This window comes from Bradyrhizobium sp. FW305-F6, assembly GCF_058782905.1.
Genome location: NZ_JBYSYD010000013.1, coordinates 1 through 13,932, shown reverse-complemented (window position 1 = coordinate 13,932; position 13,932 = coordinate 1). Strand labels below are relative to the sequence as shown.

Genomic DNA, 13,932 nt, shown 5'->3' with positions numbered 1-13,932 from the left:
TCTGCGTGATCGCGTTTCAGCTTGGCGGATGCGCGATCTGGTCAAAGGGACCACCGTCATGTGATGGCCAAGCTCGGCGGCCGCTCAATCGTTCGCTGTGGGATTGGGAGACCAACACGCCGTTGGCGGCACCCGAGCCGCCACCTGCGCCATCCGCTCCAGCACCAGTCATCCGCAAAGGTGAGACCAACCCGGCGGCACTCTCCTCGCAACTGGGTGCATCAGGCCACCAAGTCGACGTTGCAGCCTCTTACCGTTCCTGCGGCAAGGAGGCCTAAGATGGTCGGCCACGATGAGCTGAAAGCTTATTTCGACAATGCGCGGCGATGGGAACAGGATCTCCTGCTATCGGCCCATCGCTCGCGTCGAACAGCATGGGTGATTGCCGCGGTTGCCTGCGCGTTGGCGGTCGCCTCGGTTGGCGCAGTCGCAGCACTTGCGCCGCTGAAGACGGTCGAGCCGTTCGTGATCCGGGTCGATAATGCCACCGGCATTGTGGACACCGTCTCCGCCCTCAATTCAACGCCGGCGCGTTACGATGAAGCCGTTACCAAGTATTTTCTTGGTCGCTACGTCCGCGCGCGCGAAGGTTACAGTTATCCGGAGGCCGAAACCAATTTTCGCACCATTTCGCTACTCTCGGGGCAGGGCGAACAGGCACGGTTCGCGGTCTGGTACCGGGGCTCCAATCCCGAAAGCCCGCAAGTCGTTCAGGGCCGTTTCGGCGTTGCGACCGTGCGGATCAAGGCGATCTCGCTCCTGGCCGACAATGTCGCCTCGGTGCGCTTTATGAGAGAGAGCCGCAAAGGCGAGGAAACCCGCATCACCCATTGGGTCTCGACCCTGACGTTCACCTATGCCAACGCGCCAATGTCCTCCGCCGACCGTCTCATTAATCCTCTCGGCTTTCTGGTCTCGGAATATCGCGCCGATCCGGAGGTCGTGCCATGAAATCCTTCGCTCTCTTGATGATTTTCGCCCTCGGATTCGCGGGGCCGGCAATGGCCTTGCAACAGCCGTCACCAGGTCAACATGATGCCCGCGTGAGAACCGTGACCTACGATCCGGCCAACGTCGTCAAGGTCAACGGCGTGATTCGGGCATCAACACAGGTGTTGTTTGCCGACGATGAGGAGGTTGCGCATGTCGCGATTGGTGACGCGATTGCATGGGAGGTCGCACCGGCGGGCTCAATCCTGTTCCTTAAACCCCGAGAGAAACATCCACCAACCAATTTGCAGGTCGTCACCACGCGCCCTGACGGACGCAAGCGCTCGTATCAATTCGAGTTGTCAATTGCCGAGACGACGCTCGCGGAGAGTTACTTCGTCGTCCGCTTCGCCTATCCCGGCGACGAGATAGAGCGCCGGCGCACTGAGGCGGCCGCGCGCGGCGCCGAGCGGGAAGGCGCGCTGATCGACCAGACCTTCGACTTGCATCATGCCTATGGCGCGCGCAATTGGCGTTTTTCGGCGCAGGGATCGATCGACCTCGAGCCCGAAGCTGTTTTCGACGACGGCAAGGAGACCACGTTCCGCTTCGCAGGCAACCGCGAAGTCCCCGCGATCTATCTGATCAACTCCGACGGCTCGGAAAGCCTCGTGCCAAAAGACGTCCGCGGGGAGCTCGTGGTGGTTCATGCCACGGCGCGGGAGTTCAGGCTGCGCAAAGGCGACAACGTTCTCTGCATTTTCAACGAAGCATTCGACGCGGTGGGGATTAACCCGGGCACCAATACCACCAGCCCATCGATCGAGCGGCGGGCGAAGAAATCACCACTAACCCCAAGGCCGCGATAGGCGAGGGCGATATGACCGAACATCAAGATGAGACGATCGCCGGCGACCGCGGCATTACGCCAGTGGGCGGAGGGGACAATGGCCGAACGGCAATGCTCAAACGCGGCTTCGGTGCGCTGGCGCTCACCGCCTTTGCCGCTCTGATCATCTGGGGGACCTGGAAAGGCGATAAGCCGGTCAGCGATTCCGCCCGGAAGCTGGTGATCCGCCAGGCGGCGGCCTTCGAGCCCCTCCCGGAAGCGCCGGCCGTGCCTGTTACCACGGCCTCAATTGGAGGCGCTCCGGTCCCAGCCACGCCAGCGGCTCCGGCACCCGCCTCCGACCAGCTTCTGGAGAGCGCCCGGCGCGCGCCCGTGCTGGCCTATAACCGGCCAAGTTCTGCTGGGCGGGCGGCCCACGACAGCGTGACAGGAGGTGTCGTCACCGACTCTTACGGGTTTGGCCGGGGCGAGCCGCGCAATGACCTCGCCGACAAGCTGAAGCCCACGCCGATCGAGGGCGTGCGCGCGGCGCGGCTCCCCAACCGCAATCTGCTGGTCACACAAGGCACCTCGATCCCGTGCGTGCTGGAAACCGCGATGTCCTCGGACGTGGCCGGTTTCGTTTCCTGCGTCGTCGTGCGGGACGTGATGTCGGATTCCGGCAACGTGGTGCTGATGGAAAAGGGCACACAAGTGGTCGGCGAATATCGCGGCAATGTGCGGCGCGGATCAAAACGCCTGTTCGTACTGTGGACTCGCGCCAAAACGCCGACCGGCGTCATTGCAGCGCTGGCCTCGCCGGCGACCGATGCGCTGGGGCGCGCCGGCTTCGACGGCGACATTGACACCCATTTCTTTGAGCGGTTTGGCTCAGCACTGCTGCTGTCGGTCGTCAATGATGCCTCCTCGATCGGGCGCCAGCAGCTGCAGGACAGCTCCATCCAGATCAACAACACCACCGGCGCCACCAATACCGCCGCGGCAATCGCCGTTGAGCAGTCGATCAACATTCCGCCGACGCTGAACAAGAACCAGGGCGAACTGGTCAACATCTTTGTCGCTCGCGATGTTGATTTCTCCTCGGTCTATCAATTGCGGCGGGTCGAGACCCGCACGCAGATTTTGGACCGCACTGTTCCCGGAGGCCTCGCGGCCCCGGCCGTGGTGACTAAGTGAGCGCCGTACATTCCATCGAGCGCGATGGCAGCCGCCTCGTGCTGACGCGCTATCTCGAGCCGTTGGCGCCATTTCTGGCGGACAAATCCTTGACCGAAATCATCGTCAACCGTCCCGGCGAGGTTTTCGTGGAAGGACCTGACGGCTGGACCCGGCACGAAGCGCCAGCTTTGACGCATGCCTATCTCTCACACCTGGCGACCGCGGCCGCTGGCCACACCCGTCAAGACATAGGTCCGGAGCACCCCGTGGTGTCGACCACCCTGATCGGCGAGGAGCGCTGCCAGATCGTGGTCCCGCCGGCGGTGCCAGAAGGCACCGTCAGTCTTACCATCCGCAAGCCGTCAGGTTTGACGATGACATTGGAGACCTTTGAGCAGGCAAAACTGTTCGATGAGGTCCGTGTCGCCGATGACGAACTCACAACCGACGAGAATCGGCTCATGGCGCTGAAAGACGCCGGCGCCTGGCGCGAGTTCCTCCAGCTTGCCGTCGAAACTCGCCGCAACATCATCATTTCCGGGGCGACTGGTTCGGGAAAGACGACGCTATCCAAGGCGTTGATCGCGGCGATCCCGGCACAAGAGCGGCTCATCACCATTGAAGACACCGCTGAGCTAGTCATCCCTCATCAGAATTGCGTGCGGCTGCTTTACGCCAAGGACGGGCAGGGCGTTGCCAAAATAGGACCGCGCGAACTGCTCGAATCCTGCCTGCGGATGCGGCCGGATCGCATTCTGCTGCAGGAGCTGCGCGATGGTACGGCGTTCTTTTATCTGCGGAACGTGAACTCCGGCCATCCAGGATCGATTACAACGGTTCATGCCGACAGCGCCCGGCTCGCCTTCGAGCAGCTGACCTTGTTGGTCAAGGAAAGTGCGGAAGGCCGCGACCTGCATCGCGACGACATCCGCTCGCTGCTGCTGCTTCTCGTCGACGTCGTCATCCAGATGCGGAAGCGGGACGGTCGCTATCGCATTTCGGAGATCTACTATGACCCCGTTCGCAAGCGCGACCACCTCCGTTAAGGCGGCGCAGGGCCTCGCGGTCGCGCTCGCGGCCAGCGCACTGTTCCTGCTGGTCGCCTCCAACGTTTTGCTGCTGGGGCTCAGGCTTCACGATGGCGGCCTGCACTGGTCGGAGATCGCCACCGGCTGGCCCCGCTACGGTGCCGACCCTCGTTTCGACCGCTGGCTGACCCTGTCGAGCCTTGCCGGCGCGGTCGTCGTCTTTGGGCTGCTCGGTGCGATCTTCCGGCACCGTCCTCTCCCGCTGCACGGCAGCGCGCGCTTCGCGTCTGAACGCGAAATCAAGGCCGCTGGCCTGCGATCCAAAGATGGCGTGCTTCTCGGCCGCAAGGACGGCGCGCTGCTCTGCTTCGGCGGGTCGGAACACGTCCTGGTCTACGCTCCGACCCGGGCCGGGAAGGGTGTCGGCTACGTCATTCCGAACCTGCTCAATTGGCCAGATTCAGTCGTCGTTCTGGATGTGAAGAAGGAGAACTGGGACCGCTCGGCCGGATTTCGCGCAGCCCACGGGCAGGAGGTCTATCTGTTCGACCCGCTCGAGGAGAACGGTCGCACCGCGCGTTACAATCCTCTTGGCTACGTGCGCAGGGATCCTGCCGACCTCTATGACGATCTGCAACGCATCTCCGTCATGCTGTTTCCGGCCGAAAGCCGCGGTGATCCCTTCTGGTTCGAGGCCGCGCGGTCTGCGTTCGTAGCAATCGGCGGTTATGTCGCGGAGACGCCGGGTCTTCCATTGACGATCGGCGAAATCCTGCACCAGCTCTCCGTGGCCAGTGACCTCAAGGCACATTTTGAGAAACTCATCGCCACTCGCAAGTCCGGCCCTTCGCCACTGTCGCGGCATTGCGTCACGGCCTTGAACGATTTTCTCGCTGCGTCCGAAAACACCATGAACTCGGTGCGCAAAACCGTGACGGCACGGCTCGGTCTCTGGCTCAATCCCCGCATCGATGCCGCAACCTCGGCCAATGATTTCGATCTGCGAGAGCTGCGGCAACGGCTCATGTCGATCTATCTCGGCGTGACCCCTGACAATCTCGACCGCATGGCGCCGCTTCTGAACTTGTTCTTTCAGCAGGTGGTCGATCTCAATACCCGCGAGCTGCCGGAACAAAATCTCAAACTCAATCGCAAGGTGCTGCTGTTGCTCGATGAATTTCCGGCGCTGGGCAATGTCAACGTGCTCGCGAAATCGGTGGCGTTCATCGCCGGTTACGGCATCCGTCTGCTGACCGTGGTCCAGAGTCCGGCCCAGCTGCGGGCGATCTACGGGATCGATGCGGCCCGCAACTTCATGACCAACCATGCCGTCGAAGTGGTATTCGCGCCGAAAGAACAGGATGTCGCAAATGAACTCTCGGAGCGCATCGGCTATGACACGGTCAAAGCGCGCAGCCGCAGCGGACCGAAAGGGCTGGCAACGCGGTCGACCAGCGAGACCGTCTCCGAGCATCGGCGCGCCCTGATGCTGCCCCAGGAGCTGAAGCTTCTTCCAAGGTCCAAGGCCTTCATCCTGGGCACCGGCCTTCCGCCGATCGTCGCCGACAAGATCGTCTATTACGAAGACAAGGCGTTCCTCACACGCCTGCTACCCGCGCCTGTCCAGAATCTGCCGAAAGGTCGCTCGACAGCACTGCTTCACGCCGAGATCAACGAGCTTCGCTCCGAGGTTGCGGAGCTCCAGGCGGTATTGCGGTCGCGGCCGATGACCGACGAGGAGGTCGCCGATCCCTCCACAATTCCCGCCGACGCCTCCTTCGATTTTGGGGACGTGGATGTCGATCTCGAAGGCCTCTCTGAGGACGACCTGAAAGCCTGGACCCTGAACTACATCGACGCTCAGGTCATTCCGCCGACGCGGCGGACGGGCCGCAAGCAAAAGGGCGAGCAGCATGAACGGCGGGCATGACGCGAGCGAGGAATTCAGCCTGCAGCGGCAGCGTCGCGCGGGGCACGCTTCCGCCCGAGAAAAGGGGGAAGACGAGGCCGCAACTACAGCCCCCAACAAGCCTTCTTCCGCGGAGGTCACAGATAGTGCGTTTCCGGACCGCATCCGTCGGAAATATTACGTGGTGGCCAGTGAATTCCACAAGGATGGATCCGACCGCGAAGCGCGGCTCTATGCCGACGAGCGGAAAGAGTACCTCGCGTTCAAGACCACTGACGATCGCCTGGTCACCCGCATAGCTGCCGCAGAAGTGATCCGGGACATGGTCAGCGTGGCACAACATCGCCAGTGGGAGGCACTTCAGGTCCGTGGTTCTGTCGAGTTCCGACGCGAGGCCTGGTTCGAGGCTAGCGCGCGCGGGATGGATGTGAAGGGCTATCAACCAAGCGAGCTCGATCGCCAGGCGCTCGCTGACCGACGAATCCGATGGGATCGAGCCCAGGCCCACAACAACGAAGTCGGAGCCAGCACGCCTTCCGACAGGTCACTACAGGCGGATAGGCTCGATTACGACAAGGGCGTTTCCGGACGTCTGCTGGAGGTCGGTTATGGCCCCTACCGCAACCGCGCCGACGCGGAGCCATCAACCTATGTAGCCATCGAACTGGACAATGGCCGGCGACATCAGGTGTGGGGCGTCGGCATTGTAGCAGACGTCGCAGATAGTGGCGCCAAGCCTGGCGACCGTATCTCTCTGCGAAGAGATAACGTCGTACCCGTCATCAGGGCGATCAAGTCAGTAGACGACGCCACTGGACTCGCTCGTATTGAACAGCGCCAGATGTGGCGCAACATGTGGAGTGTGACGGTAGAGGAACGCCGTGCAGACCGACCGGCGGCCGCGTATGATTCCGACCTGCTCGCGGCCCAATCCCAGATGGCCGTCATCAACAAGCTTGTCGAACGCGCTCTGCCGAACGATGAGAATGCTCGTCACAACATTATGGCTTTCGCCAAGGAGCGCATTGCCCAGCATCTGGAGAACGGACATTCGTTTGCGCGGGCAACAGTCATGGAACCGGTTCGAGATCGTTATCCGTCGCAAGGAGATAAGGAGATCCGAGCTCAGACTGGTCAAAGCGCGAGAATGCGTGAGCGTGAGCGCTGAATTCACGAGGTCAATCAATGAGCCGAACTGGGCTTTTGGGAAAGTACCTCCGCTCGAGCCAACCCAACCGTCGCGACAATGCAGAACAAGAGAAGCAGAATCGTCACCCCAGCGGACGAGTGCGGATGCCGGCGATCCAGGTGATGGTTCGAACAAAGGGGGGACTCCCACGGTTGTTCTTGCTCGGGAGTCGGATGGCTGTGACTTACGATGGCACTGCCAACCAAGTCCAAACCCGATCAGTCACCCGTTCACCAGACCCGAGGGCCCTGGCCGTCTGAGGCTTTGCTGAGTTTACGCTTGAATTGCCCTGGAGCGCCCCACCCAGTCCCAGCGCGTTCCATTCCCCTTGACGAGCCGCTTGGCGTCTAAGCGCATGCTCGTTGCTGCGTTTTTTCGACCATCATTCTGTCGCGACGTCGCCATTGATGATGTCGCCGAACAGCTCCCACTTCTCGCCCTGAAACTTCATCAGCTGAAGCGAGCTGATCGGCGCGAAGTCGGCCGGACCGGTGTTGATTTTGATGCCGGGCAGAAGAGTGTCAGGGGTAAACTCCTTCAGGCTCGCTGCCTGCTTCATGACATTGGCGCGTGTCAGATCGTCGCCGCACATTTCAAGCACCTTCGCCAGGGTCTGGGCGGCCCCGTAGCCATAGACGTGGCCACTGTCCGTCTTGTCAGCTCCCGGCATGTACTTGTCGATGAATTCGGACCATTTCATCATGCCGGAGTCCTTGGCCCATTGCGGATCAGTTGCATCCTTGGCGTAGGCCGCAGATATCACGCCCTGAGCGTTGTCGAAGCCCGCGGGCTGCATAACGCTGCCGACTGAGGCTGAGACGTTGGTCATGATCTGCAACGGCTTCCAGCCGAGTTCGCCTGTTTTCTTGATGGTCTGGGCGCCGAACTTCGGCGTGGTGTAGATCAGCAGGACGTCGGGATTGGCGGCTTTGATCTTGACGATATGGGAGTCGATCGACGGCTCGGAAACTTCATAGCTTTCTTCCATGATGATGCTGGAGGCCTTGGCTCCGAAGCCGTCCCTGGTACCCTTCACGTAGTCCTTCCCGAAGTCATCGTTCTGGTAGAGAATTGCTACCTTCGCATCGGGCCTCTCCCTCATCAGCCATTTCGCATAGATCTGGGCTTCGCTCTGGTAGGATGGTTGCCAGCCCATGGTCCAGGGAAAATGCTTCGGATCGTTCCACTTGGTGGCGCCGGTGGCGACGAACAATTGCGGGATTTTCTTGGAATTGAGGTACTTTTGGATCGCAGTGTTCGAGGGCGTGCCGAGCGGATTGAAAACGAGGAGTACCTCGTCGCTTTCGACGAGCTTGCGAACCTGTTCGACGGCCTTCGGCGGGGAATAGCCGTCGTCATAGGTGACGAAATTGATCTTCCGACCATTGATGCCGCCGCGGTCGTTGACCATCCTGAAGTAAGCTTCTTCGGTCTTGCCGATCACACCGTAGGCGGATGCCGGGCCGCTATAGGGCATGATGTTGCCGACCTTGATCTCAGTGTCCGTGGCCCCGGTATCGTACCTCTTCTGCGCCAGCGCGGTGCACGTCGAGAGACCCAACAAGGTGAGCGCGATAGAAGCAGCGGCGAATTTGTCGGTAACGGCAGTCATTTTTATCTCCCTTTATTATCGATGAGTATCTTTTCTTGTGACGCGACGGTGCCGCATAACGTTCCGGGGGCCTCGGCGCTTGTCGCTGAGGCCAAGCACGTAGCAGGCATATCGTTTGTCAAGCCGCTGGGCGAGTCGAGCGTAGGACTTGAGGCCGGGATCCCGACCCGAGCACCTAAGGGTAAGTTGCTGTGGCACCGGAGCTTCTGACCGCGATCAGCTTGTTGGCTCTGACGCAAAGCGAATGGCATCTTGGTCAAGCTCAAACAACGGCGCATTGTCAGCCTAGCCACCAACATAAGCGCCTCTCCCGCTCGCCAGGAGGGCGCCGTCACCACTGACGATTCGTGTTGCGGCAACGCTCATTTGACGCCCAATTTTGACAGGTCGGCCAATCGCGCGCAGCGCGCCGGGTGTTGCAGGTCGGTGGAAGTCCACGTGCAGATCAATGGTCGCGCGCGCTGTCCCTCCAAATGCGAGGATCGTGTACAGCCCCGTCAGGTCGATCAATGCAGAAAGAACGCCGCCATGCGCGGAAGCGATCTTAGGATTGGACACAATCTCGTCGCGCCAAGGCATTTCGAGGATCAGCTCATCCCGGGTTAGGGTAACCAGATTGATGCCCAGCCAGCGATGGAAGGGCGCGACCTGCAGGCGCTCCCGCAATTGCTCGAGATCGTAAGGCTTGGTCTGCTCCGAACTCACCGGGCCACCTCAGCCCCGTGCGTACGAACCAGAAATTCAACGATGGCCTGGCCAAAGGCGTCGTTCTGATCTCCGACCACCATATGTGTGGCGTCCGCAATGTCACTATAGTGGGCGTGTGGAACCAGGCTCCTGAAATGGGCCACGGCCTCGGGCGAGACCAGATCACTTGACCCTCCCCGGATCAGGTGCACCGGCAAGCGCAATCGTGAAGCTGCCGCGCTAAAGGCCGCACGTCGATGATCGATGAGTTCGACGTCCGTTATTCGGGCCTGCATCACGCCTTCGATGAATGCGGGATCCCAATGCCAGTAGTACCTCCCGTTTTCCCCCAGACGAAGATACCGCTGAAGCCCCGGCGAAGCCTTCCGGCTTTGCCGATGCGGCAAGTATTGGGAGATGACCTGCGCGGCCTCCTCGGGCGAGGCAAAGCCTTCGCGCGCATGCGCGGCCATAAAGCCGACCACCCGGGCCACACCTTCTGGTTCCATTTGCGGGGTGATGTCGACCAGTGTGAGCGATGCAAAGCTCTCAGGGCTAAGCTCGCCCGCGGCGATAATGCCTGCCAGCCCTCCGAGGGAGGCGCCAATCAAGGCCGGCTTTCTTGTGCTCGCGTTAGCGATGGCCACAAGGTCACTTGCAAAATCGCGGATATCATAGGCTCCGTCCTTAGCCCAGAAACTGTCGCCATGCCCTCGCATGTCGATTGCGACTGCGCGAAATCCTTGGCTTGCCAGAAGTTTTGAAATCCCCTTCCAGGCGCGACGCGTCTGCCCTCCGCCGTGCGCCAGGACGACTGGGAAGGCCTGCTCACTCCCTTCGATCGAGGCCGCAATCGGGTGGCCCTGGTACCCAGCAAGCATCGTCGGCGTCATGTAACTACCCGGTACCAGGGAATTGTTGCTCGACTAAATGATCCGCAAAGGACCTCAACATCACTTTCCTCCATCGCCCCTTAGCCATGCCGACTTGGTTCGAACTGCCAAATCTTTCGAACGTTGTGCAACGCACTTATCGCGATCTTTTCGTCCCAGATTGCTCATCCTCCTGGCAAGTGGAAGCGCTTTGCGTTGATTGTAAACATCCAGCCTGGCTGAATTGCTGCAAAACAGGGATTGGTGGAGGGCAGCATCATACAAAAAGGATATACATAAGGCTGAGGATAGCGAGGGCTATCCCGAAGGCCAACCCAGCGCCAACTAGCGCGGATATTGGCGCCGAGCTTGATCCAGCTTTCTGGTTCATGAGGGCGTCCCGCATCCCGTCCGCCTATTCTTATTTGCACGATGGACGAAGCGAGCGCCGCATCCAACGCGCGACAGTTTTAAGCCGTCTCCAAATAACAATAGCGCGTTTTGCTTAAACAAGCAAGCTTATGATAGTCTTGCATACAAGACATCGCGATGCAGCGAGCCCGCGGAAGCAGTTGGCTAGATGGGTAAGGGCTCGATCATTACGGATATGGCTGATGTCAAAGACAATCCAGTATCTCATTCCTCTCCTGCCGCTCGTGGCGTGCTCGCCGTCGCAGGCGATCGTTTGGTCCGACGCAACGACGCTTCTCTTGCAGGATCAAGCTGCAGTTCAAGTCGACAAAGAGGATGCCGACAATGATGCGGCTAGACGTGAACTCGAACTCTTCCGCGAAGCCAAAGTGTCATTGCGGCGGGCGATCGCGATCGCGCAGCAACTGCACGCGGGGTCGAGAGCTGCGGATGTCACCTTCGATAGCTCGTCGGGGTCTGCCGTTTACAAGGTAAGAACGACCCGTAAAGCTCGGATCTGGGAAAATGCAATCGACGGGAAGACCGGAGAGGTTGCGGGCCATGAAACCGTCATGTCCCTCGAGAATCTGGATACTGAGGATCGGAATAACTTCGTCGCCCTGGAGAGCGTTCGGCTAAAATTGTCGGACGCCGTGCTTATCGCGGAGAAGGCCGCAGACGGAAAGGCGATTGGCGCAAGTCTTCTGAACAACGATGGTAAGCTGCAGTTCCTCGTCTTGATCGTTAGCGGCAACCACTTGAAGGAGGTTATTCTCGAATCGCCCGGAGCAAGGAGTCCATGATCGCTCTCTTGCCTTCCCTATGATCCGGCTCCGTGGTGCGGCTAAACGTCCTCATCAGTCGGCGTTAGTCGTCGACATCGCAATAACGGCGGATCCGAGGCGCGTGGCCCACTTCAGCGTCGATCAATGTCCCGTGGGCTTCACCGCGGCTTTCATTTGTGGCGGCTACAGGGAACCGCTTCCTCCCTTGACGCGTTTTTGGAATACGCGGCAATGTTCGATGGTGCCGGATCGGGGACCCCAGCCGTGGATAGCCTTAGCCATCGGATCAGAGAAATAGTTGGCCGGCATTTGAATGTTGCGCCGGAAAAGATCACCGACTCGGCGCGGTTTATCGAGGATCTGGGTGCCGATAGCCTTGACACAATTGAGCTCATCATAGCCTTCGAAGAGGCCTTCGGCTGCGAGATTCCCGACGAGGTCGCAGAGTCGATCGTCACCGTGGCAGACGCGAGGCAGTATCTTGAAGGCAAAGTAAAGACGTAGTCAGTTATGCCTACGGCGGGCGTTGCGTAGGTGGGCCGATGGGGATCGATCGCCCGCGGTCGCGTATCCTCCTTTGGTTTGCGGCAATTCGTTGCGAGGCGACGCCTTGCGAGGTTGCACTGCCATCGTTCCCTTTGCCGAACACCACCGTAGGATCGCGTATCGATCCTCCTGCTTTGCGCGCAACCAAGGGCTTCACCGCAGGCCGGCGTCCGGCAGCGGCGACCCAATCGGTCTTGGCCGAGCGCCTGACCACCGCCAGAGCGCCCATCGCGAGCCGAGAATGATCGACAAAATTGTTGCTGAGCAGACGTCTGTCACCGCCAGCGCACTATCGCTCCTGACTCCATTGGCTCTCATCCAGCCTGGACATCCTGGCATTTTGTATGGCGCCGGCGCTTGACTGCTATATATGAGCTAGCTTATAATATATTAAAGTTATGGAGATTGAACTTATGAGCCGCGGTTCTGTAGACCAGAATTTTCTGTTTACTCTCGCCGAGCTGACACGCGTCCTTCGCGTGTATGCAGACAAGGAAGCCGCGCGGTTTGGCATCACCCGGGCGCAGTGGGCGGTCCTGGCCAAGGTGGAGCGCAACGAGGGCATGAGCCAGGCGGAACTTGCCGATCAGATGGAGATGCAGCCGATCACGTTGACGCGGCTGGTTGACAAGCTGTGCGAGAGCGATTGGATCGAGCGGCGGGGGGATGCAAACGATCGTCGCATCAAACGGCTTCATCTTCGGAAAGCTGGACGTCAATTGCTCGGCAAATTGAGCGGTCTGCGATCCGAACTCACGGCGACCGCGCTCGACGGCATTCTCCCGGCGGACGCCCACCGTCTTTTGACACAACTGGAAGCGATCAAGGAAAACGTGCGCAACGCAATTCAAAATGCTGGAGCCGAGCAGGTACGCAAGGAGCCGCGCTATGGCTGATCAGGTCGTCAAATTCGCGCCTGAGCAGAAGGCCGCGCCCGACGGCAAGCCGACTAGGAAGGTCGCTGCCGAACCGCGCCGCCGCATGATGGCGGGTCTGCGCCGTTATCGCCGTCCCCTTCTGTTGGTGGTGCTGCCCATTGCTGCCACACTCGGCGGACTGGCATTTTACCTGCACGGCGGACGTTATGTCAGCACCGACGATGCCTATGTCGGCGCCCAGAAGGTGCTGGTGACGCCCGACATCTCTGGCAAGATTTTGAAGGTGATCGTGAAGGAGGGCCAATCGGTCAAGCGCGGCGACGAGCTGTTCGAGATCGACCCCGTTCCGTTCCGCCTCGCGGTGGACGAGGCCAAGGCGCAGCTCGCGCAGGCCCGCACCACTTACGACAACCTCGTCGCCAACATCAAGATCTATGGCGACATGCTCGATCTGGCCCAGCAGGGCATCGATCTGAAGAAGCGCGATGTCGAGCGCAAGCAGGCGCTGGTGAAGAGCAATTTTGGCTCGCAGCTCGACCTCGACAACGCCTCGACGGCATTGGTCACCGCCGGCGGGCAGGCGCAATACATCAAGCAGCAACTCTCCAACGCCAAGACGCAATTGCTCGGCAACCCCGAATTGCCGCTGGAGCAATTCCCCCCCTACGCGCAGGCCAAGGCCAAGCTGGACGATGCGCAGCGCAATCTCGACCACACGGTGCTGCGAGCTCCGATGGAAGGCGTGGCGACGCAGGTCGAGCAGATCCAGCTCGGACGCTACGTTGCAGCCGGCACGCCCGTCTTCTCCATCATCGATGTCGCGCACCCCTGGGTCGATGCCAATCCGAAGGAGAGCGATCTCACCCACGTCACCGAAGGGCAGTCCGTCACGCTTGAGGTCGACGCCTTCCCGAACCACGTGTTCAAGGGCACGATCGGCTCGCTCTCGCCAGGCACCGGCGCGCAGTTCGCGATCCTCCCGCCGCAGAACGCCACCGGTAATTTCGTTAAGGTGGTGCAGCGCGTTCCGGTGCGGATCTATTTCGACGAGCACGACAAATACGTCGCCAAGCTGAA

Annotated in this window: 13 protein-coding genes; 10 read left to right on the top strand and 3 right to left on the bottom strand. The window is 60.4% G+C overall.

The genetic code is table 11. From position 1 onward, the window contains the following. The first annotated feature begins 279 nt into the window (after window positions 1-279). Genes AC3WLX_RS35230 through AC3WLX_RS35205 form a run of 6 tightly spaced genes read left to right on the top strand, consistent with a single transcriptional unit; the run spans window position 280 to window position 7,043 of the window. The gene (locus tag AC3WLX_RS35230; protein WP_024343414.1) at window positions 280-951 is read left to right on the top strand and encodes a VirB8 family type IV secretion system protein; all 672 of its coding nucleotides are present in this window, start codon (window positions 280-282) and stop codon (window positions 949-951) included. Beyond that, window positions 948-1,799, top strand: a complete 852-nt coding sequence (gene virB9 / locus AC3WLX_RS35225; protein WP_024343413.1) for a P-type conjugative transfer protein VirB9 — start codon at window positions 948-950, stop codon at window positions 1,797-1,799. Before AC3WLX_RS35230 ends, virB9 begins: the two co-directional genes overlap by 4 nt. Window positions 1,800-1,810: 11 nt before the next feature. Beyond that, complete coding sequence (virB10, locus tag AC3WLX_RS35220; protein ID WP_024343412.1) at window positions 1,811-2,956, top strand: type IV secretion system protein VirB10; 1,146 nt, start codon at window positions 1,811-1,813, stop codon at window positions 2,954-2,956. Continuing rightward, on the top strand, window positions 2,953-3,984 hold the full coding sequence (gene virB11 / locus AC3WLX_RS35215; protein WP_024343411.1) for a P-type DNA transfer ATPase VirB11: 1,032 nt from the start codon (window positions 2,953-2,955) through the stop codon (window positions 3,982-3,984). Before virB10 ends, virB11 begins: the two co-directional genes overlap by 4 nt. Further along, entirely contained in the window at window positions 3,950-5,896 is a 1,947-nt protein-coding gene (locus tag AC3WLX_RS35210) for a type IV secretory system conjugative DNA transfer family protein (protein WP_024343410.1), read from the top strand. The genes virB11 and AC3WLX_RS35210 overlap by 35 nt, the downstream gene beginning before the upstream one ends. Beyond that, the gene (locus AC3WLX_RS35205) at window positions 5,880-7,043 is read left to right on the top strand and encodes an LPD7 domain-containing protein (RefSeq protein WP_024343409.1); all 1,164 of its coding nucleotides are present in this window, start codon (window positions 5,880-5,882) and stop codon (window positions 7,041-7,043) included. The genes AC3WLX_RS35210 and AC3WLX_RS35205 overlap by 17 nt, the downstream gene beginning before the upstream one ends. 403 nt (window positions 7,044-7,446) lie before the next feature. Here AC3WLX_RS35205 and AC3WLX_RS35200 read toward each other — a convergent pair whose 3' ends face one another. The 3 genes from AC3WLX_RS35200 to AC3WLX_RS35190 all read right to left on the bottom strand — a co-directional run bounded on the left by AC3WLX_RS35200 (window position 7,447) and on the right by AC3WLX_RS35190 (window position 10,256). After that, a complete protein-coding gene (locus AC3WLX_RS35200) occupies window positions 7,447-8,676 on the bottom strand; it encodes an ABC transporter substrate-binding protein (RefSeq protein WP_024343408.1) in 1,230 nt (409 codons plus the stop codon). 285 nt (window positions 8,677-8,961) lie between these two features. Then, window positions 8,962-9,381, bottom strand: coding sequence for a hotdog fold thioesterase (locus AC3WLX_RS35195; protein ID WP_049820511.1), 420 nt, complete (start codon window positions 9,379-9,381; stop codon window positions 8,962-8,964). Next, window positions 9,378-10,256, bottom strand: coding sequence for an alpha/beta fold hydrolase (locus AC3WLX_RS35190; protein WP_049820510.1), 879 nt, complete (start codon window positions 10,254-10,256; stop codon window positions 9,378-9,380). The genes AC3WLX_RS35195 and AC3WLX_RS35190 overlap by 4 nt, the downstream gene beginning before the upstream one ends. A gap of 593 nt (window positions 10,257-10,849) precedes the next feature. Between AC3WLX_RS35190 and AC3WLX_RS35185 the strand changes: the two genes are divergently transcribed. From AC3WLX_RS35185 to AC3WLX_RS35170, 4 genes are all read left to right on the top strand, one after another. Next, entirely contained in the window at window positions 10,850-11,449 is a 600-nt protein-coding gene (locus tag AC3WLX_RS35185; protein ID WP_024343405.1) for a PepSY domain-containing protein, read from the top strand. A 246-nt stretch (window positions 11,450-11,695) separates the two neighbouring features. Next, the gene (locus tag AC3WLX_RS35180) at window positions 11,696-11,935 is read left to right on the top strand and encodes an acyl carrier protein (protein WP_028139161.1); all 240 of its coding nucleotides are present in this window, start codon (window positions 11,696-11,698) and stop codon (window positions 11,933-11,935) included. A gap of 455 nt (window positions 11,936-12,390) precedes the next feature. Beyond that, window positions 12,391-12,873 (top strand): MarR family winged helix-turn-helix transcriptional regulator, encoded by a 483-nt coding sequence (locus AC3WLX_RS35175; protein ID WP_024343403.1) that lies wholly within the window; start codon window positions 12,391-12,393, stop codon window positions 12,871-12,873. Beyond that, window positions 12,866-13,932: HlyD family secretion protein (locus tag AC3WLX_RS35170; RefSeq protein WP_492339253.1), on the top strand; the 1,067-nt coding region annotated here is incomplete at its 3' end. The genes AC3WLX_RS35175 and AC3WLX_RS35170, both read left to right, overlap by 8 nt.

Coding starts and splice junctions, on each gene's coding strand:
- AC3WLX_RS35230 (WP_024343414.1), top strand. CDS start 280: ATGGTCGGCCACGATGAGCTGAAAGCTTATTTCGACAATGCGCGGCGA.
- virB9 (WP_024343413.1), top strand. CDS start 948: ATGAAATCCTTCGCTCTCTTGATGATTTTCGCCCTCGGATTCGCGGGG.
- virB10 (WP_024343412.1), top strand. CDS start 1,811: ATGACCGAACATCAAGATGAGACGATCGCCGGCGACCGCGGCATTACG.
- AC3WLX_RS35210 (WP_024343410.1), top strand. CDS start 3,950: ATGACCCCGTTCGCAAGCGCGACCACCTCCGTTAAGGCGGCGCAGGGC.
- AC3WLX_RS35205 (WP_024343409.1), top strand. CDS start 5,880: ATGAACGGCGGGCATGACGCGAGCGAGGAATTCAGCCTGCAGCGGCAG.
- AC3WLX_RS35200 (WP_024343408.1), bottom strand. CDS start 8,676: ATGACTGCCGTTACCGACAAATTCGCCGCTGCTTCTATCGCGCTCACC.
- AC3WLX_RS35190 (WP_049820510.1), bottom strand. CDS start 10,256: ATGACGCCGACGATGCTTGCTGGGTACCAGGGCCACCCGATTGCGGCC.
- AC3WLX_RS35185 (WP_024343405.1), top strand. CDS start 10,850: ATGTCAAAGACAATCCAGTATCTCATTCCTCTCCTGCCGCTCGTGGCG.
- AC3WLX_RS35175 (WP_024343403.1), top strand. CDS start 12,391: ATGAGCCGCGGTTCTGTAGACCAGAATTTTCTGTTTACTCTCGCCGAG.